Origin of the sequence: Streptomyces sp. NPDC127197, from assembly GCF_042672405.1 — a bacterium.
Taxonomy (GTDB): domain Bacteria; phylum Actinomycetota; class Actinomycetes; order Streptomycetales; family Streptomycetaceae; genus Streptomyces; species Streptomyces flavusporus.
This window is the reverse complement of the sequence record NZ_JBHXVG010000019.1, coordinates 53,178-70,872: the sequence shown is the minus strand read 5'-3', so window position 1 is coordinate 70,872 and position 17,695 is coordinate 53,178. Positions and strand designations below refer to the sequence as shown.

General features: G+C 70.5%; 16 protein-coding genes and 2 pseudogenes. 14 read left to right on the top strand and 4 right to left on the bottom strand.

The genetic code is table 11. The features are described 5' to 3' along the window. Positions 1 to 7: 7 nt before the first annotated feature. The 3 genes and pseudogenes from ACFVJQ_RS26975 to ACFVJQ_RS26965 all read left to right on the top strand — a co-directional run. Positions 8 to 1,522, top strand: a pseudogene (locus ACFVJQ_RS26975) (long-chain fatty acid--CoA ligase); the annotation flags it as partial. A 36-nt stretch (positions 1,523 to 1,558) separates the two neighbouring features. Next, the gene (locus ACFVJQ_RS26970) at positions 1,559 to 2,014 is read left to right on the top strand and encodes a MaoC family dehydratase (protein ID WP_385514598.1); all 456 of its coding nucleotides are present in this window, start codon (positions 1,559 to 1,561) and stop codon (positions 2,012 to 2,014) included. 98 nt (positions 2,015 to 2,112) lie between these two features. Then, a pseudogene (locus tag ACFVJQ_RS26965) lies at positions 2,113 to 2,325 on the top strand (CoA transferase); the annotation flags it as partial. Here ACFVJQ_RS26965 and ACFVJQ_RS26960 read toward each other — a convergent pair. Next, a complete protein-coding gene (locus ACFVJQ_RS26960) occupies positions 2,315 to 3,454 on the bottom strand; it encodes an RNA polymerase sigma factor (RefSeq protein ID WP_385514597.1) in 1,140 nt (379 codons plus the stop codon). The pseudogene ACFVJQ_RS26965 and the gene ACFVJQ_RS26960 sit on opposite strands and share 11 nt — an antisense overlap. Before the next feature lie 8 nt (positions 3,455 to 3,462). Then, the gene (locus tag ACFVJQ_RS26955; RefSeq protein ID WP_385514556.1) at positions 3,463 to 3,870 is read right to left on the bottom strand and encodes a YciI family protein; all 408 of its coding nucleotides are present in this window, start codon (positions 3,868 to 3,870) and stop codon (positions 3,463 to 3,465) included. A 161-nt stretch (positions 3,871 to 4,031) separates the two neighbouring features. Here ACFVJQ_RS26955 and ACFVJQ_RS26950 point away from each other — a divergent pair, with 161 nt between their 5' ends. From ACFVJQ_RS26950 to ACFVJQ_RS26910, 9 genes are all read left to right on the top strand, one after another. After that, on the top strand, positions 4,032 to 5,387 hold the full coding sequence (locus ACFVJQ_RS26950; protein WP_385787694.1) for an NAD(P)/FAD-dependent oxidoreductase: 1,356 nt from the start codon (positions 4,032 to 4,034) through the stop codon (positions 5,385 to 5,387). 961 nt (positions 5,388 to 6,348) lie between these two features. Further along, positions 6,349 to 6,996 carry a (2Fe-2S)-binding protein gene (locus tag ACFVJQ_RS26945; RefSeq protein ID WP_385787691.1) on the top strand — a complete coding sequence of 216 codons (648 nt, stop codon included), beginning with the start codon at positions 6,349 to 6,351 and terminating at the stop codon, positions 6,994 to 6,996. 11 nt (positions 6,997 to 7,007) lie between these two features. Then, positions 7,008 to 7,988 carry an FAD binding domain-containing protein gene (locus ACFVJQ_RS26940; protein WP_385787688.1) on the top strand — a complete coding sequence of 327 codons (981 nt, stop codon included), beginning with the start codon at positions 7,008 to 7,010 and terminating at the stop codon, positions 7,986 to 7,988. Continuing rightward, a complete protein-coding gene (locus tag ACFVJQ_RS26935; RefSeq protein ID WP_385787685.1) occupies positions 7,985 to 10,180 on the top strand; it encodes a xanthine dehydrogenase family protein molybdopterin-binding subunit in 2,196 nt (731 codons plus the stop codon). The genes ACFVJQ_RS26940 and ACFVJQ_RS26935 overlap by 4 nt, the downstream gene beginning before the upstream one ends. Positions 10,181 to 10,330: 150 nt before the next feature. Next, positions 10,331 to 11,497 carry an XdhC family protein gene (locus ACFVJQ_RS26930; protein ID WP_385787682.1) on the top strand — a complete coding sequence of 389 codons (1,167 nt, stop codon included), beginning with the start codon at positions 10,331 to 10,333 and terminating at the stop codon, positions 11,495 to 11,497. A 13-nt stretch (positions 11,498 to 11,510) separates the two neighbouring features. Further along, positions 11,511 to 12,500, top strand: coding sequence for a GTP 3',8-cyclase MoaA (gene moaA / locus ACFVJQ_RS26925; protein ID WP_385787679.1), 990 nt, complete (start codon positions 11,511 to 11,513; stop codon positions 12,498 to 12,500). A 335-nt stretch (positions 12,501 to 12,835) separates the two neighbouring features. Beyond that, complete coding sequence (locus ACFVJQ_RS26920) at positions 12,836 to 13,219, top strand: hypothetical protein (RefSeq protein WP_385787676.1); 384 nt, start codon at positions 12,836 to 12,838, stop codon at positions 13,217 to 13,219. Positions 13,220 to 13,397: 178 nt separating this feature from the next. Further along, positions 13,398 to 13,730, top strand: coding sequence for a non-heme iron oxygenase ferredoxin subunit (locus ACFVJQ_RS26915; protein WP_385787673.1), 333 nt, complete (start codon positions 13,398 to 13,400; stop codon positions 13,728 to 13,730). Next, positions 13,727 to 14,329 carry a TetR/AcrR family transcriptional regulator gene (locus tag ACFVJQ_RS26910; protein ID WP_385787670.1) on the top strand — a complete coding sequence of 201 codons (603 nt, stop codon included), beginning with the start codon at positions 13,727 to 13,729 and terminating at the stop codon, positions 14,327 to 14,329. Before ACFVJQ_RS26915 ends, ACFVJQ_RS26910 begins: the two co-directional genes overlap by 4 nt. A gap of 48 nt (positions 14,330 to 14,377) precedes the next feature. Here ACFVJQ_RS26910 and ACFVJQ_RS26905 read toward each other — a convergent pair whose 3' ends face one another. Further along, positions 14,378 to 14,947 (bottom strand): hypothetical protein, encoded by a 570-nt coding sequence (locus ACFVJQ_RS26905; RefSeq protein WP_385514546.1) that lies wholly within the window; start codon positions 14,945 to 14,947, stop codon positions 14,378 to 14,380. 213 nt (positions 14,948 to 15,160) lie between these two features. After that, the gene (locus ACFVJQ_RS26900; protein WP_385514545.1) at positions 15,161 to 15,637 is read right to left on the bottom strand and encodes a hypothetical protein; all 477 of its coding nucleotides are present in this window, start codon (positions 15,635 to 15,637) and stop codon (positions 15,161 to 15,163) included. A 171-nt stretch (positions 15,638 to 15,808) separates the two neighbouring features. Here ACFVJQ_RS26900 and ACFVJQ_RS26895 point away from each other — a divergent pair, with 171 nt between their 5' ends. Further along, positions 15,809 to 17,008 (top strand): CaiB/BaiF CoA transferase family protein, encoded by a 1,200-nt coding sequence (locus ACFVJQ_RS26895; protein WP_385787667.1) that lies wholly within the window; start codon positions 15,809 to 15,811, stop codon positions 17,006 to 17,008. A 159-nt stretch (positions 17,009 to 17,167) separates the two neighbouring features. Next, the gene (locus ACFVJQ_RS26890; protein ID WP_385787664.1) at positions 17,168 to 17,692 is read left to right on the top strand and encodes a (2Fe-2S)-binding protein; all 525 of its coding nucleotides are present in this window, start codon (positions 17,168 to 17,170) and stop codon (positions 17,690 to 17,692) included. Positions 17,693 to 17,695: the final 3 nt, after the last annotated feature.

The window sequence follows — 17,695 nt, the reverse complement described above, 5'->3', positions numbered from 1 at the left end:
CCACCCCATGCGCAACGAGGGAATCGGGTCCTGGCCCGCACGCCGTGCCCGCAAGACCCCCCATCGCACCGCCCTGATCCACGAGCAGCAGACCCTCAGCTACCTGAGCCTGCACCAGCGCACCAACCGGCTCGCGCACGCCCTGCGCGCGACCGGGATCCGCCGTGGCGACCGCGTCGCCTATCTCGGCCCCAACCACCCCTCCTTCCTGGAGACCCTGTTCGCCACCGGCCTCCTCGGTGCCGTCTTCGTCCCCCTCAACACGCGTCTGGCCGCACCCGAGATCGACCACCAGCTCACGGACTCGGGAGCGCGCGTCCTCATCCATGCCCCCAGTCTGTACGACGCCACTGACAACGGCGGCGAAGGCGGCCGGGCCGCCCGGCCGACCGTCGAACACCGCGTCCCACTCGGTGCCGCCTACGAGCAACTGCTGGCCGCAGCCCCGGACGACCCGATCGACGAACCGGTCGGCCCCGACGACCTCTGCATGATCATGTACACCTCGGGGACCACCGGCCGCGCCAAGGGAGCGATGCTCACCCACGGCAACCTCACCTGGAACGCGATCAACGTCCTCGTCGACCAGGACCTGGCCGCCGACGAGACCGCGCTGGTCTCCGCGCCCCTGTTCCACACGGCCGGCCTCAACATGCTGACCCTGCCCGTGCTCCTCAAGGGCGGCAGCTGCGTCATGGTCGGCGCCTTCGACCCGGCCGGAACCCTCGACCTGATCGAACGGCACCGGATCACCTTCATGTTCGGGGTGCCCGCGATGTTCGACCAGATGGCCCGGCAGCCCGGCTGGGCCGACGCCGACCTGTCCTCCCTACGACAACTGACCTGCGGCGGCGCCCCCGTCCCCACCTCGCTGATCGCGACGTACCAGTCCCGGGGCCTCAACTTCCAGCAGGGATACGGCATGACCGAGGCCGCCCCCGGCACGCTCTTCCTGGACGTCGAGCACGCGGTGAGCAAAGCCGGTTCCGCGGGTGTCCCGCACTTCTTCACCGACGTCCGCGTGGCCGGCCCCGACCTGTCACCCGTCGCGGTCGGCGAGCCCGGCGAGGTGCTGGTGCGCGGGCCCAATGTCATGGCCGGCTACTGGGGCCTTCCGGAGGAGACCGCCGCGGCCTTCGCCGACGGATGGTTCCGCAGCGGGGACATCGCACGGGTCGACGAGGACGGCTTCGTCACGATCGTCGACCGGCTCAAGGACATGATCATCTCGGGCGGCGAGAACGTCTACCCGGCGGAGGTCGAGGACGTCCTGCTCACCCACCCCGATGTCGTGGAGTGTGCGGTCATCGGCATCCCCGACGACAAGTGGGGAGAGGTGCCCCGCGCGGTCGTCGTGGCCCGGGAGGGCGCACGGTTCGACACCGACGAGGTGATCGCGTTCCTGGGCGGGCGCCTCGCCAAGTACAAGATCCCCAAGTCCGTCGTGGTGGCCGAGACCCTGCCGCGCACCGCCTCGGGGAAGCTCCTCAAGTCCCGCGTCCGCGCCCGCTTCGGGACGGACCGGCAGTCCGACACCAGCGAAAGGGCAGGACCCTTCATGAGCATCACCGTCAACGACCTGGACGAACTGAGGAAGCTCGCCGGAAGCGACCTCGGCACCAGTGAGTGGATCACGGTCTCGCAGGAGCGCATCAACGGCTTCGCCGACGCGACGGGTGACCACCAGTGGATCCACACCGACCCCGAGCGTGCCAAGGAAGGCCCCTTCGGCGGCCCGATCGCCCACGGCTATCTCACGCTGTCGCTCTTCATCCCGCTGTTCACCGAGCTGCTCGACGTCGAGGGCGTCACCACCAAGGTCAACTACGGTCTGAACAAGGTCCGTTTCCCCGCACCGGTGCCGGCCGGTTCGCGCATCCGCCTGGTCGCACGGCTCGCCGAGGTCGACGACGTCCCCGGCGGCGCGCAGATCACCGTCGACGGCACGATCGAGATCGAGGGCGGCGCGAAGCCGGCGTGCGTGCTGCAGAGCGTGACGCGGTTCTACGCGTGAGCCGGGGCGGCGCGTTGAGCCGGGGTGGGTAATACCGTCGGGGCACACCCGCTCCTGGAGGCCGCCGCATGACCGAGCACCCCGCGGACCCGCTGCTGTCCAGCTGTTTCGTGTGGCTCAACCGCTCCAAGGAGTCCCTGTCCCTCGACCTGAAGTCGGAGCGGGGGAGGCGGGTGCTGGACCAACTCCTCGGCGGGGCGGACGTGTTCGTGCAGAATCTCGCGCCCGGCGCGGCCGCCAGGGCGGGCCTGGGCGCGGAGGCCCTCGCCGAGCGCTTCCCGTCCCTGATTCCCTGCTCCGTCACCGGCTGGTGTTGAGCCGGGCGGCCTGGCGTGTCAGGTGGTCGCGCTCGGCGAGGTTGGGTGCCTTGTGGGCCGCCTCGGCGTACAGCCGTGCCGCTGTCGCCAGGTCGCCGTCGCGCTCGTGGAGGTACGCCGCCACCGCGGTGTGGCGGGGCAGGGAGTCGTCCAGTGCCGCGAGCGCCGCCAGGCCGGCGCGCGGTCCGTCGGCCTCGCCGACGGCCACTGCGCGGTTGAGTCGGACGACCGGGCTGTCGGTCAGGCGCGCGAGCTCGTCGTACCACTCGACGATCTGCACCCAGTCGGTCTCCTCGGCGGTGGGCGCGTCGGCGTGGAGGGCTGCGATGGCGGCCTGGGCCTGGAACTCGCCGAGCCGGTCGCGGGCGAGGGCCGCCTGCAGGATGTCGACGCCCTCGGCGATCATCTTGGTGTCCCACCGGCCGCGGTCCTGCTCGGCGAGCGGCACCAGGCTGCCGTCGGGCGCGGTCCGGGCGGCGCGCCGGGCGTGGTGGAGCAGCATGAGGGCGAGCAGCCCCGCCACCTCGGGGTGGTCGACCCGGGCCGCGAGCTGCCGGGTGAGGCGGATGGCCTCGGCGGCGAGGTCGATGTCGCCGGAGTAGCCCTCGTTGAAGACCAGGTAGAGGACGCGCAGCACGGTGGCGACGTCGCCGGGCTGGTCGAACCTGACGCCGGAGACGGTGCGCTTGGCCCTGCTGATGCGCTGCGCCATGGTCGCCTCGGGCACCAGGTAGGCCTGGGCGATCTGCCGGGTGGTGAGCCCGCCGACGGCGCGCAGCGTGAGTGCGACCGCGGACGCCGGCGTGAGCGACGGGTGGGCGCACAGGAAGTACAGCTGGAGCGTGTCGTCCACCGCGGGCGCGGGCCCGGGCGCAGGCTCCTCCTCCACGAGGTCCTCACGCCGGCGGCGGGCGGTGTCCGCCCGGGCCTGGTCGAGGAACTTGCGCCAGGCCACGGTGACCAGCCAGCCCTTCGCATCCCGCGGCGGGTCGGCCGGCCAGACGCGGACCGCCTCGACCAGCGCGTCCTGGACGGCGTCCTCGGCCGCCGCGAAGTCGGCTCCGCGGCGGACGAGGATGGCGAGCACGCTCGGCGTGAGGCTGCGGAGCAGGGCCTCGTCCATCGGTGAGGTCACTCCGTGATGGTGGGCGGCGCGGCCAGGAACGGGCGCAGCTCGAGCCACTCGTGGATCGGCTTCCCGCCCGCCCCGGGGGCGGCCGACAGTTCCCCGGCCAGCTCGACGGCGCGCTCGTAGCTGTCGACGTCGATCACCATCCAGCCGGCGATGAGGTCCTTGGTCTCGGCGAACGGGCCGTCGGTGACCGGCGGTCGCCCCTCACCGTCGTACCGGACCCACGTGCCCTCGGGGGCGAGCGCCTGACCGTCGACGAACTCGCCGGTCTTCTCGAGCCGGGCGGCGAAGTCGTGCATGTACTGCATGTGCGCCGAGATCTCCTCCGGCGTCCACTGGTCCATGGGCACGTCGTTGACCGCCGCCGGGGCGCCTCGGTAGTGCTTGAGCAGCAGGTACTTGGCCATCGTGGTTCTCCTCGGTGCTGGTGCGACCCATTGTGGTCGCGTTCACCTCGGGGACGGAGCCGGTCACGGGTTCTCGACATCGCCGTCCGATTTTTTTCTTACCTGTCACATCGGTTTGTGCGACCCGGTCTATGTGACGTCGGCTATGAGTTGAGGGAATCATGCGTGAGATTGTCATTGTGGGTGGCGGTTACGCGGGCTTCTACACAGCGTGGGGTTTGGAGCGGCTACTGCGTGCCGGCGAGGCGTGTGTCACGGTGGTCGACCCGCGCCCTTACATGACCTACCAGCCGTTCCTGCCGGAGGTGACGGCTGGGTCGGTCGAGGCGCGTCATGCTGCTGTGTCGTTGCGGCGGCATCTGCGCAGCACCCGCCTCATCGCCGGCAGCGTGACCGACATCCGCCATGCGGACCGGACCATCACCGTGCGGCCTGTCAACGGCGCCGACTACGACCTTGGCTACGACACTCTTGTGGTCACTGCCGGGGCCGTGACGCGCACCTTCCCCATACCGGGACTCGCGCAGCAGGCGATCGGCCTGAAGCACGTGGAGGAGGCGGTGGCCATCCGCGACCGGTTGATGACCGCGTTCGACCAGGCGGCGTCACTGCCGCCGGGCGCCGACCGGCGCAAGCTGCTCACCGTCACGTTCGTGGGCGGCGGCTTCTCCGGTGTGGAGGGTTTCGGCGAGCTGCTGTCGCTGGCGACTGCGATGCTGAAGTCGTATCCGGAGCTGAGTCCGGACGACCTGTCCTTCCACCTGGTCGAGGCCCGCGGGCGCATCCTGCCCGAGGTGGGCGACAAGCCCGGTGCCTGGGTGGTGCGTTCTCTGGAGCGCCGCGGCGCCCGCGTCCACCTGAACACGCAGCTGGTTTCCGCCGTGGACGGGCATGTGGTGCTCTCCAGCGGGGAGGAGTTCGACTCGGCGCTGATCGTCTGGACCGCCGGCAACGCCTCGAACCCGGTGGTGCACAATCACACCGATCTTCCGGTCGACGAGCGGGGTCTGCTCGTGGTCCGTCCCGATCTTCGGGTGGGCACCGACAGCGAGCCGGTGGCGGATGTGTGGGCGGCCGGAGACGATGCGGCCGTTCCCGACCTGGCTTCGTCCGCCCCGGGAGCGCGGACGGTGCCGAACGCCCAGCACGCCGTACGACAGGGCAAGCGCCTTGCGAAGAACATCGCAGCCGACCTGCACGGGGGCAAGGTCCGCAACTACCGCCACAGCAGTCTGGGAGTGGTGGCGACGCTGGGCCTGGGGCGGGGCATCTTCCAGTACAAGAGTCTTGTCATCAAGGGACTTCCCGCCTGGCTGATGCACCGGGGTTATCACGTTCTGGCGGTGCCGACCTGGGAGCGCAAGGCCCGGGTTCTGACCGTCTGGCTCACTGCGGCCCTGTTCGGCCGGGATCTGGTCTCCCTCGCCTCGGTTCAGCACCCGCGGGACGCGTTCGTCGCGAGCAGCGACACGCAGCTCTCCGACGGGGGACGGGCCGGTAGCCGCCCGGCCGCGTGAGCACTGCACGTGGGCAGGCGGACAAGGACGGTTTTGCCGACCTCGTCAGGATCCGGGACAGTCCAGGCGGATCCGCCCGCCTGGTGGGTCAGATCGCAGATGACGCGCAGCCCGCGACCGCCGGTCGCCGTGGCGTCGGGGAACGTGGGAAGGGCGGGCCGCTGAGGTCGGTGAGCGCGGCGCTGGTGCGTTGGCGTGCCTCGGGAACGGAAGCGGGCCGAGTGGGGAACGCGAACCGGTGGAAGTGACAGGCGTCGGAAGTGGGGGTCATGGTCGTCGTCCGGGGTTCAGGCAGGAAAGCGCCTGCTGGAGAATTCCCGCCCCAACGGGTTCATTACGAGAGAGCTTTCAGGTGACCAGCTCCGTTCTCCGGTCACGTCCACGACCTTGCCACTGTCGCGCGAGCCTGCAAAGGGGAGAATTCCCTCCTGGGTGAGAATCCTCGGGGATGAAAACTCTCCCCCCTTCCTGGCTGCTGAGACGGCGGCGGTTGCCGGCCGGCAGCCCTGCCTGCTCGGGGATGCTCTTGGCGCGCCGCGAGGTGTGAAACTCACGGACTTCGTCACGGTTGTCCACACACCTGACCGTAAGCCCGAGTCCGGCAAATTGGGGTGTACTGCCAGTACACCCCTCATCAGTAACTCGCTGCCCGCGCGGAATACGGGTTACCTGGATGGCGCACCCGGCCCGCCCGGCCCTTCGTGGCGGCCGACCCCCAGCCCGTAAGGAGCCATCCCCATGTGTTCTCGGTAGGCTGCTCATTCATCCCTTACCCGTGGGTGAGAACGCCAAGAGGGGGATAAAACTCTCCCTGCCACAGGCATTACCTGTGATGCCAGACTCCCCACATGGACGGCCGCGGCAGTGAAGCGGCGGTCGCCCACGTCTGCGGCGACGACGATCCCGCCTCCTGCCGGGCCGCTCTGTACGGCCGATCCGTCCGTGATGCGAAGGCATATCCATGTCCACTGATCTTCCTGAATCCGCCGTTCCACCACCCGCCGACTCCAGCGAGCCCTCACCACCTCCCACTCGGCGTACCTTCATCGCCACCAGTACCGCGGTCGGCGGTGTTGTCCTTGCGGGCGGCGTGATCGGGGGCACGTTCCTCTCCGGGGAGGAAGCCGGCGCCGTAGCGGCGGCGCCCTCCAGCCGGGTCTCGTTGACGGTCAATGGCACCCGGCGGACGGTGACGGTGGACAACCGCACGTCGCTGCTGGATCTGCTGCGCGAGCAGTTCGGCCTGACCGGTTCGAAGAAGGGCTGCAACGCCGGGGCCTGCGGGGCATGCACGGTGCTGGTCGACGGCCATCGGGTCAACGCCTGTCTGACGCTGGCGGTGCGCCTGGAGGGCGCCGAGGTCACCACGATCGAGGGGCTGGCCGACGGCGACCGGCTGCACCCGTTGCAGCAGGCGTTCATCGATCAGGACGCTTTCCAGTGCGGCTACTGCACCCCCGGCCAGATCCTTTCCGGGGTCGGCTGCATCCAGGAGGGTCACACCGGATCGCCGGAGGAGATCCGGGAGTCGATGAGCGGCAACATCTGCCGCTGCGGCTGCTACGTGAAGATCGTGCGCGCGGTCGAGCAGACCGCGGGCCGGAAGTAAGGAGCGGCCCTGTGTATCCCTTTGCCTACACCCGCGTCTCCGACACCCGGGAAGCCCTCAACGCCGGGCGCCGCGGCGGGCGTTACATCGCCGGGGGCACCACGCTGGTCGACCTGATGCGGGAGACCGTCGAGCGTCCCGAGGCGCTGGTCGACATCTCCGGCCTGCCGCTGCGTGAGGTCACCGCCACCGAGGGCGGGGGCCTGCGCATCGGCGCGCTGGTGACCATGTCCCAGGCCGCCGCCGACCGCAAGGTGCGCAGCCTGTACCCGGTGATCTCCGAGGCGCTGGAGCTGAGTGCTTCGGCGCAGCTGCGGAACATGGCGACCATCGGCGGCAACATCATGCAGCGCACCCGGTGCACCTACTTCCGGGATGTCACCGCCGCCTGCAACAAGCGCGAGCCCGGTTCGGGGTGTGCCGCCCGGGAGGGCTTCAACCGGATGCACGCCATCCTGGGCACCTCCGACGACTGTGTCGCCACCCACCCCTCCGACGTGGCGGTGGCGTTCGCGGCGCTGGAGGCGACCGTGCACCTGCTGGGGCCGGACGGGGAGCGCCGTCTCCCCTTCGCGGACTTCCTGCTGCGGCCGGGCAGCACCCCGAACCGGGAGCAGGCCGTCCAGCAGGGTGAGCTGATCACCGCGGTGGAGATCCCCGCGCTTCCGCGCCCGCTGCGGTCGGGCTATCTGAAGGTGCGTGACCGTCAGTCCTACGAGTTCGCCCTGACCTCGGCGGCCGTGGCACTGCATGTGCGCGGTGGGGTGATCCGGGAGGCGAAGGTTGCCGCCGGCGGTGTGGGCACGGTGCCGTGGAAGCTGCCCGCGGTCGAGCGGCACCTCGTAGGTGAACGCCCGTCCGAGGCCCTGTGGGCGGCCGCCGCCGCGCGGGCGGCTCAGGGAGCCCGCCCGCTTCGGCACAACCGGTTCAAGCCCGAGCTGTTGCAGCGGACCGTGGAACGCCAGCTGCGCATCGTAGGAGGTACCAAGTGAGTCCCCAGCCGCAGGCAGCCGTCGGTGCGCCGCTGTCCCGGGTGGACGGCCGGCTGAAGGTCACCGGTCAGGCGCTGTATGCCGCCGAGTTCGATGTCGACGGGGCGGTGCACGCGGTCATCGTCGATGCGAGTATCGGCCGCGGCCGCATCACCGGCGTCGACACCCGTGACGCCGAGGCCCACCGGGGCGTGCTGCGGGTGATCCACCACGGCAACGCGCCGAGGCTGCCGTACCGTGACAACTCCGGGTCGAACAACCCGGCCGGCCGCAGACTGCGGGTGTTCCAGGACAACCGGGTGCTCTTCCACGGTCAGCCGGTCGCCGTCGTGGTGGCCACCACCCTGGAGGCCGCGCAGCACGGCGCGAGCCTGGTCAAGGTCAGCTACGACGCCGAGCGGCCCTCGACCGACCTGGCCGAGGCCGAGCCGGGCGAGCCGACGACCTACGCGCGTGGCGATGCCGAGGCAGGCCTGCGCTCCTCGGACGTACGGCTGGAGCTGACGTACCACCTGGCCCGCAACCATCACAACCCGATGGAGCCGCACGCCACCATCGCCCGCTGGGACGGCAACCGGCTGACCGTGTGGGACAAGACGCAGTGGGTGATGGGCACGCGGGACGAACTCGCTGCGGTGTTCGGCCTGCCCCAGGACTCGGTGCGCGTGATCTCACCGTTCGTCGGCGGCGGCTTCGGCAGCGGACTGCGCTGCTGGCCGCACGTTGCCATCGCCGCCCTGGCGGCGCGGGAGACGGGCCGTCCGGTCAAGCTGGTGCTGAGCCGTAAGCAGATGTACTTCGGTGTCGGCTTCCGGCCGTCCTACGAGTACCGTCTGCGGCTGGGCAGCGACCGGCGGGGGCGCCTTGCCGCCATGGTCCACGAGATGGACCACGAGACCTCCTCCTACGAGACGTTCGTCGAGGGCATCCTGGACCCGGGCCGGATGCTCTACAGCATGCCTCACGTCCGCCAGGCGTACCGGACGGTGCCGCTGGATGTGAACACCCCGATCTGGATGCGCGGGCCGGGCCCTGCGACGGCGTCCTACGTGATCGAGTCGGCGCTGGACGAACTCGCCAACGAGCTCGGTATCGATCCGATCGAGCTGCGCCGACGCAACGAGCCGGCCGAGGACGAGTCGTCCGGACTGCCGTGGTCCACCCGTCGGCTGCGTGAGTGCTACACCGTGGGCGCCCGTGAGTTCGGCTGGGACCGCCGGCCCACCAGGCCGCGCTCGCGGCGGGAGGGTGACTGGCTGATCGGCATGGGTATGGCCGCGGGTGTCTACCACACCGCGCGTATGCCTGCTGAAGCCCGGGTCCGATTGGACGCCGACGGCACGGCCGTGGTCGAGACCGCCTCCAGTGACATGGGGCCGGGTACCTACACGTCCCACACCCAGGTCGCCGCCGACGCGCTCGGGCTGACCATGCGCGCGGTGACCTTCCGGCTGGGCGACTCGCTCTACCCGCAGACCGGGCCGCACGGCGGCTCGATGACCATGGCGAGTGTCGGCTCCGCCGTCCTCGACGGCTGCAACCGGGTTCGCCGGCAGGCGATCGAGCTGGCCGTCGAGGACGAGCAGTCGCCGCTGTACGGCGTGGCCGCCGAGGACGTCGTGGCGCGCAGTGGCCGGCTGCACGTAAGGAACAACCCGGCTCGGGGCGAGACGTACCAGCGGCTGCTGACCCGCAACAACCGCTCCCGCCTCGAAGCACGCGGCTCCTACACCGGACCGCCGAGTCCCGAGCGGCACTCCTTCCACGCCTACAACGCGACCTTCGCCGAGGTGGCCGTCGACGCCACGCTGGGCCTGGTGCGGGTGCGGCGGATCCTGGGCGTGTACGACGCGGGCCGCATCATCAGCCCCAAGCTCGCCGACAGCCAGGCGATCGGCGGCATGGTGGGCGGCATCGGCCAGGCGCTGCTGGAGCACACGGTCACCGACCACCGCGACGGGCGGATCGTGAACGCCGGCCTGGCGGACTACCTCGTCCCCGTCAACGCGGACGTCCCCGATCTCAGGGCGATCTACCTGGAGGGCGAGGACATGGAGGCCGACCCGCTCGGCGTCAAGGGGCTCGGCGAGGTCGTCATGGTCGGCGTGGCACCCGCCATCGCCAACGCGGTCTTCAACGCCACCGGCCGCCGGGTCCGCGATCTGCCCATCACCGCCGAGGCACTGATCTAGCCCTGGCATTCCAGTGACGGGCCCACCGACCCGTCCGGCAGCCTGTCCCCCCGTCGGGCTGCCGGACGGTCAGGGCCGCCGCCGTGTACACGCTCCCCGGCGACGCGGCGGCGGCCCGCCAACCCCACGGCGAACCACGGAGACAGACCCATGCTGAACATCGCGGACACACTGCACCGTTGGTGCCGCGAGGCACGTCCCTTCGCCCTGGCCACCGTCGTCGACGTGCACGGCAGCGCGCCCCTGCCGACCGGTACGTCGGTCGCGGTGGACGAGGACGGCAACGCGGTCGGCAGCATCTCCGGCGGCTGCGTCGAGGGCGCGGTGTACGAACTGTGCCGGCGGGTGCTGCATGACCAGGGCCCTCCCCAGCGCGCCCGGTTCGGTTACTCCGACGACGACGCCTTCGCCGTCGGACTGACCTGCGGCGGCGAACTCGACGTCCTCGTCCAGCGCATCGACCCCGCTGCCCAGCCGCACCTGGGAGAGGCTCTCGCCGAAGTTGTTCAGGGGCGACCGGCTGCCGTGGCCCAGGTCGTGGACGGCCCCGACGCACTCGTCGGCTCCACCATGAGCGTGCTCGGCGACGGTCACGTCGCTTTCGGGACGCTGGACCGGGGGCCGACGGGCCGGGCGGTGGCGGACCGAGCCGCAGCCTTGCTCCGGGCGGGACGCACCGCGCTCGTCCCGCTCGGCGGGGAGGCGGACACATGCCCCGACCGGTTCTCCGTCCTCGTCCACGTGGCCGCCACCCGCCCCCGCATGCTGATCTTCGGCGCCGTCGACTTCGCCGCCGCCCTCAGCCAGGCCGGACGTTTCCTCGGCTACCACGTCACCATCTGCGACGCCCGCCCCGTCTTCGCCACCGCGGCGCGCTTCCCGCACGCCGACGAGATCGTGGTCGACTGGCCCCACCGCTACCTGGAGCAGACGGCCGTGGACGCCCGTACCGCCGTCTGCGTCCTCACCCACGACGCCAAGTTCGACATCCCGCTGCTGCGCCTCGCACTCGACCTGCCCGTCGGCTACATCGGCGCCATGGGATCCCGCCGCACCCACACCGAACGCCTGCACCGCCTGCGCGAAGTCGGCGTCACCGAGGAGCAGTTGGCCCGGCTGCGTTCCCCGATCGGCCTCGACCTCGGCGCGCGCACCCCCGAGGAGACGGCGGTCTCCATCAGCGCGGAGATCATCTCCTGCGCCAACCATGCCACTGGTCTGCCTCTGTCCCAGGGCACGGGGCCGATTCATCGACCGCTGATCCGGAGCCGGGCCGGCGGTCGGACCGCCCTCACAGGGGACCGAATCCTGTCTTGAGGAGGGGGCCTACGTGCTCATCGACACCTACGGCCGGGTGGCCACCGACCTGAGGGTCTCGCTCACCGACCGGTGCAATCTGCGCTGCACGTACTGCATGCCCGAGGAGGGCCTGCAGTGGCTGGCCAAGCCGGACCTGCTCACGGACGACGAGATCGTCCGCCTGATCGACATCGCGGTGACGTCCCTGGGCATCGAGGAGGTCCGCTTCACCGGCGGCGAGCCGCTGCTGCGCCCCGGCCTGGTGGGCATCGTCGAGCGTGTCGCCGCCCTGGAGCCGCGTCCCCAGATGTCGCTGACCACCAACGGCATCGGCCTGCGGCGCACCGCGGCCGCGCTGAAGGCGGCGGGCCTGGACCGGGTGAACGTCTCCCTGGACACCCTGCGCCCCGGCGTCTTCAAGACCCTCACCCGCCGGGACCGCCACCGGGACGTCCTCGAGGGCCTGCACGCCGCCCGCGAGGCGGGCCTGACCCCGGTGAAGGTGAACGCGGTCCTGATGCCCGGGCTGAACGACGACGAGGCCCCGGACCTGCTCGCCTGGGCGGTGGCGCACGACTACGAGCTGCGCTTCATCGAGCAGATGCCCCTGGACGCCCAGCACGGCTGGAAGCGCGACGGCATGATCACCGCCGGGGACATCCTGGCGTCCCTGCGGACCCGCTTCGAGCTGACCGCCGAGGGCGACGAAGCCCGCGGCTCGGCCCCGGCCGAGCGCTGGCTGGTGGACGGCGGCCCGCACCGCGTCGGCGTCATCGCCTCGGTCACCCGCCCGTTCTGCGCGGCCTGCGACCGCACCCGCCTGACGGCCGACGGCCAGATCCGCACCTGCCTGTTCGCCCGCGAGGAGACCGACCTGCGCGCCGCCCTGCGCGCCGGCGCCCCGGACGAGGAGATCGCCCGCATCTGGCGCCTGGCGATGTGGGGCAAGAAGGCAGGCGCGGGCCTGGACGACCCCACCTTCGTCCAGCCGGACCGCCCCATGTCCGCCATCGGCGGCTAGCCCGGGACCCGGGGCACGGGCCCGGTCCACCGACCGCCGGTCGCCGTCAGGTGGGGGAGGGGAAGCGGCCAGGTTCTGGTCGGCGGCCCAGGAGGCGAGGATGCGCAGCCGTTCGTGGGTGGGGGAGCCGGGCGCGGAGGGCGGTGCCCGCCAGAGGGGGAGAAGATCCTCCCTTCTCCAACCCGTTCGATCCATGGAACCGTGACGGACGTGGCCACCGTCCGCTCCGACGGCCTCGCCATCACCCACCTGATCTGCCCCCTTTCCGCCCAAGGAGAGACCACACGTATGCCTTCCGCATCCGGGACCACCCCCGGCAAGCTGCCCTTCGTCGTGTGGGTGCTCGCCGCCGGCACGTTCCTGATGGGGACCACCGAGTTCGTCATCGCGGCCTGCTGCCGGAGCTGGCCGGCGACCTCGGCGTCAGCGTCTCCCACGCCGGCCTGCTGATCACCGCCTTCGCCATCGGCATGATCGTCGGCGGGCCGACCATGGCCATGGCCACCCTGCGCATGCCGCAGCGCCAGACGCTGATCCTGGCCCTCGCCGCCCTCACCCTCCTCCCGCTGATCGCTCTCGCCGTCAGCGGAACGCCGCACAGGACGCGGATCGTGGCCCGGCGCACCGCTCCCACCCAGGTGCGGCGCGACGAACCCGCAGAGTGCCGCCACAGCACTGACGCAGGTCACCCATACTCGCCCTCACCTGCGACGTCTTAGGTCCATGTGCCGAGTTCGATTCGGGCTCGGGTCGGGTCCCAGCCCCGGACTGCGTCGCTAGCGTTGGCGATCAGCCACGATCACACGCAGTGACGCTCCTGGCCGGCGCGGCCTGCCCGATGCACCCCTGTGGAGCGGATGGCCGACCCCCGTGTCATGGATGCACCCGAGGAGAGCGATGCCCAGCAGCGGCTACACGTACCTCTGCAAGTTCGACGACTTGAAGGAGGGCGTCCCCCGACGGTTCGAGGTGGAGGGCGTTCCCGTCTCCCTCGTCCTGACCGAGCAACAGGTGTTCGCCATCCACGATGTGTGCTCGCACAGTGCCGTCTCGCTCTCCGAGGGCGAGGTGGACGGGTGCACGGTCGAGTGCTGGCTGCATGCCTCCCGCTTCGACCTGCGCACCGGACACCCCCTCGACCCGCCGGCGAAACGTCCCGTCCCCGTATACCCGGTGCAGATCGAGGACGGATGCGTGTACGCACGCGTAGCACCGAGGAGTGAACGATGACGCAGGCGCCGGACGACACCACTGCGGAGCGCGCCGATGCCGCCCGCAACCGCGCCCGACTGTTGGAGGCGGCCGCTCGTCTGGTGGCCGACCGGGGAGCGGAGCATGTGACGATGCACGAGGTCGCGCAGGCGGCCGGTGTGGGAAAGGGCACGCTCTTTCGCCGGTTCGGCGACCGCAACGGACTCCTGCTGGCTCTGCTGGGAGACGTCGAGGCGGAGTTCCATGAGGCGTACACCTCCGGTCCCCCTCCGTTGGGACCGGGAGCACCGGCGAGAGACCGGCTGACGGCGTTCGGTTGTGCCCTGGTCGCGCGCGTCGCCGACGATGCGGACCTGGGTGCCGCGCTGGGGCGCCAGGTCCTCTGCGAACGGCGCAATGCCTCGGACGACTGCCGGGCCTTTCACCATCACGTCTCGTCTCTCCTGCAGGAAGCGGGAGTTGAGGGTGATCACGACATACTCGCCCACGCCATGCTGGCTTTCGTGAGCCTGGAGACCATGGACTACCTGCGCAACGAATGCCAGGTCACCACCGCACGTCTGGAGAGCACCTGGGTGGACCTGGTACGGCGGGTGACCGGAGCCGATGAACGTTGAACACCGGCGATCGGAACCATGACCGAGTGATACCTCTCCCTGCTGCCATCACGCCGGGAAGACGCGCACGGCGCTCCTGCCGCCCATGGCCTCCGCCTCTTCGGTGTCACGGGCACTGCGGTGGACGACGACGTTGCCCAGATCCCGGGACAGCTGTGCGACGAGGGTGGCGACGCCATGCTGCCAGTCAGCCGGGGGAGTTGCCGGCGGAACGACGATCAGCTCCAGGACGTCCGCAGGATGTGACGCTGTTCCGTCGATGACGGCGCCGTTCAGGGCGAGATGGTCCGGTGCTGGGTGGAGGTGGGCCTGCGCCTGCTCGCGGACCGTGTCGATGACGCGGCTACGCAGGTCTGTCAGCTGACGCAGAGCGGGCCAGGCGATGTGGCCTGCGACGAGACGTACGGCTTCTCCTTTGCGCCTGGGGGCGATGAGGCCGAGCAGTCCGAGGCGGAAGAGCGGCGCTTCCAGCTGGTTGGACGTCACTGCCGCGTTCTTGGACAGCTCGTTGAGCGTCAGTGGCCTGGCGGCGTCGGCGGCGTGGTGATCGACGAGGGCGGTGAGGAGCCGGCCTGAGGTTCCGGGGAACAGGGCGGACAGCGGAGTCCGGAAGTTCATGGCGCGTCCTCACCGCCCGGAGCAGGCGAGTCCCTGAGGAATTCGCCGGCGACGATCCGGTTCAGTGCGGCTCTGGACAAGCGAAACACTCCGCTTCTGTGAAGGGTTGGGCCACACGGCAGGAGGTAAGGGGTTCTCGCCGGCTTCGCAGGCAGGTGGCATCGACGACGAAGCCGACGAGAGTCTGAGATCCGGACGCACCGGTACGAGTGGTCAGACGCCGGAAGGCCGATCGTTCACGAGCGCGGTGACGGTCTGGTGGAACTCCTTGAGAACACCATGGAATCCGGTCCTGCCCCACAGCGCCAGACCCAGAACGGCGACGCCTACGGCCGTCATGTGCACGGCCCCCGGGAGGTCGCGGCCCGACAGCGCACGCATCGCGGACTGGTCTCCGCGGGCCCAGGCCCGCGTTGCCTCGGCAACGGCGAACTCGTAGTGGGGCGGGGCCGTGGCGGCGACTTCGTCGGCATGCCGCACCAGGTCGCCCGGTTTCCACTGCCTGCCGGTCAGCTCCATGATGCTGACGGTGGAGCGCAGCAGACCACTCAGGACGGCGTACACCTCTGTCCAGCTGCCCGCGTCCAGACCGGCCAGCGCCTCCTGAACCGCGAGGGCGTCGCGGTCCGTGTAGCCCCGGACAACGTCCAACGCGCGGTCGTGGGAGGTCTTGTGCGCTGCATCGCTCATGCGGCCCACACTATGGTCGCCCGGACGGGCGGGAATCGGTCTCTCGGCGCAATGCGCCTCGGAAGAAAGCACTAAGACCAACGGCCACTCCACCGCAAGCACAGCGTGGATCTACGCGTGAGCCGGGGTGGGTAATACCGTCGGGGCACACCCGCTCCTGGAGGCCGCCGTATGACCGATCACCCCGCAGACCCGCCGCTGTCCGGCATCACCGTCGTCAGCGTCGAGCAGGCGGTGGCCGCCCCCTTCGCCACCCGTCAGCTCGCCGACCTCGGCGCCCGGGTGATCAAGGTGGAGCGTCCGGGAGGCGGCGACTTCGCCCGCCGGTACGACACCACCGTGCACGGCGAGTCCAGCTATTTCGTGTGGCTCAACCGCTCCAAGGAGTCCCTCTTCCTCGACCTGAAGTCGGAGCGGGGGAGGCGGGTGCTGGACCAACTCCTCGGCGGGGCGGACGTGTTCGTGCAGAATCTCGCGCCCGGCGCGGCCGCCAGGGCGGGCCTCGGCGCGGAGGCCCTCGCCGAGCGCTTCCCGTCCCTGATCCCGTGCTCCATCACCGGCTACGGCTCCACCGGCCCCTGGGCCGACCGCAAGGCGTACGACCTGCTCATGCAGTGCCAGACGGGCCTGGTGTCGCTGACCGGCAACGAGCACGGATCCGCTCGGGCGGGGATCTCGGTCGCCGACATCGCCGCCGGGATGTACGCCTACTCGGGCATCCTCACCGCCCTGTTCACCCGCGCGACCACGGGCGTGGCACGGGCCGTGGAGGTCTCCCTGTTCGAGGCGCTGGCCGAGTGGATGGGCCAGCCCGCCTACTACACCCGGCACGGTGGCACCCAGCCCCCACGCCTCGGCACCCAGCACGCCACGATCGCCCCGTACGGCACCTACACCGCGGCCGACGGCAAGGAGGTCCTGTTCTCCATCCAGAACGAACGCGAATGGGCCGCCCTCTGCGAGCAGTTCCTCAGGCGGCCCGACCTCGTCGACGACCCTCGCTTCGCCACCGGCTCCGCACGGGTGGCCCACCGCACCGAACTGAACGCGATCGTGGCCGAACGCTTCCGGGAGTCCGGCAGCGGCGAAGTGAGGAAACTGCTGGACGAGGCGGGCATCGCCAACTCCGAAGTCAACGACGTCGAGGAGTTCCTGGCGCACCCCGTGCTCAGAGCCCGGGACCGCTGGCGGAACATCCCGATCCCCGGGGGAACCCGGGTGCCGGCCCTGCTGCCGCCGGTCGATCTCGCCGGTACGGCACCGCGCATGGACGCCGTACCCGCAGCGGGCGAGCACACCGACCGGATCCTGGCCGAACTGGGCTACACCGCGGCCGACATCGACGCACTGCGCACCGACCAGGTCATCTGAACTCCCCGGCCCCCGCACGCCGTTCGCGCCTTCACCCGGAAGCGGCCACGGTCACCGCCTCACGGGAGGCCGGCGCGCGGTCGGTCACAGCGGAACCCTACGGTTGCAGCACATATCTGCCCGTATGAGGATGAAAAGGTCTCTCCCTGGAGGTGACCCATGTCTGTACGCGGTCAGGCCCGCACCGAACGTGGGCAAATCCTCGAGGAGCGAGGTCCCGGCCCGGTCGGGGTCAGGTTGTCGGTCAACGGTGTCCGGTACTCCGTGGAAATCGAGCCGCGTGTCAGCCTGCTCGACGCGCTGCGCGAACATCTGCATCTGACCGGCGCGAAGAAGGGCTGCGACCAGGGCACGTGCGGCGCCTGCACCGTGTGGGTGGACGGAAATCGCGTACTGTCCTGCCTCACGCTCGCCATGACCTGCGAGGGACGTGAGGTGACCACCGTCGAGGGACTGGCGGAGGGCGATGAACTGCACGCCATGCAACAGGCGTTCATCGCCGAGGACGCCTTCCAGTGCGGCTACTGCACCCCGGGCCAGATCATGTCGGCCGTGGCGCTGCTCAAGGAGGGCCATGCGGGCGACGACGCCGAGATCAAGGAGGGGATGAGCGGCAACATCTGCCGCTGCGCCGCCTACCCCCACATACGGGCCGCGATCCGCGCTGTCCGCGACGGAGCCTAGGGA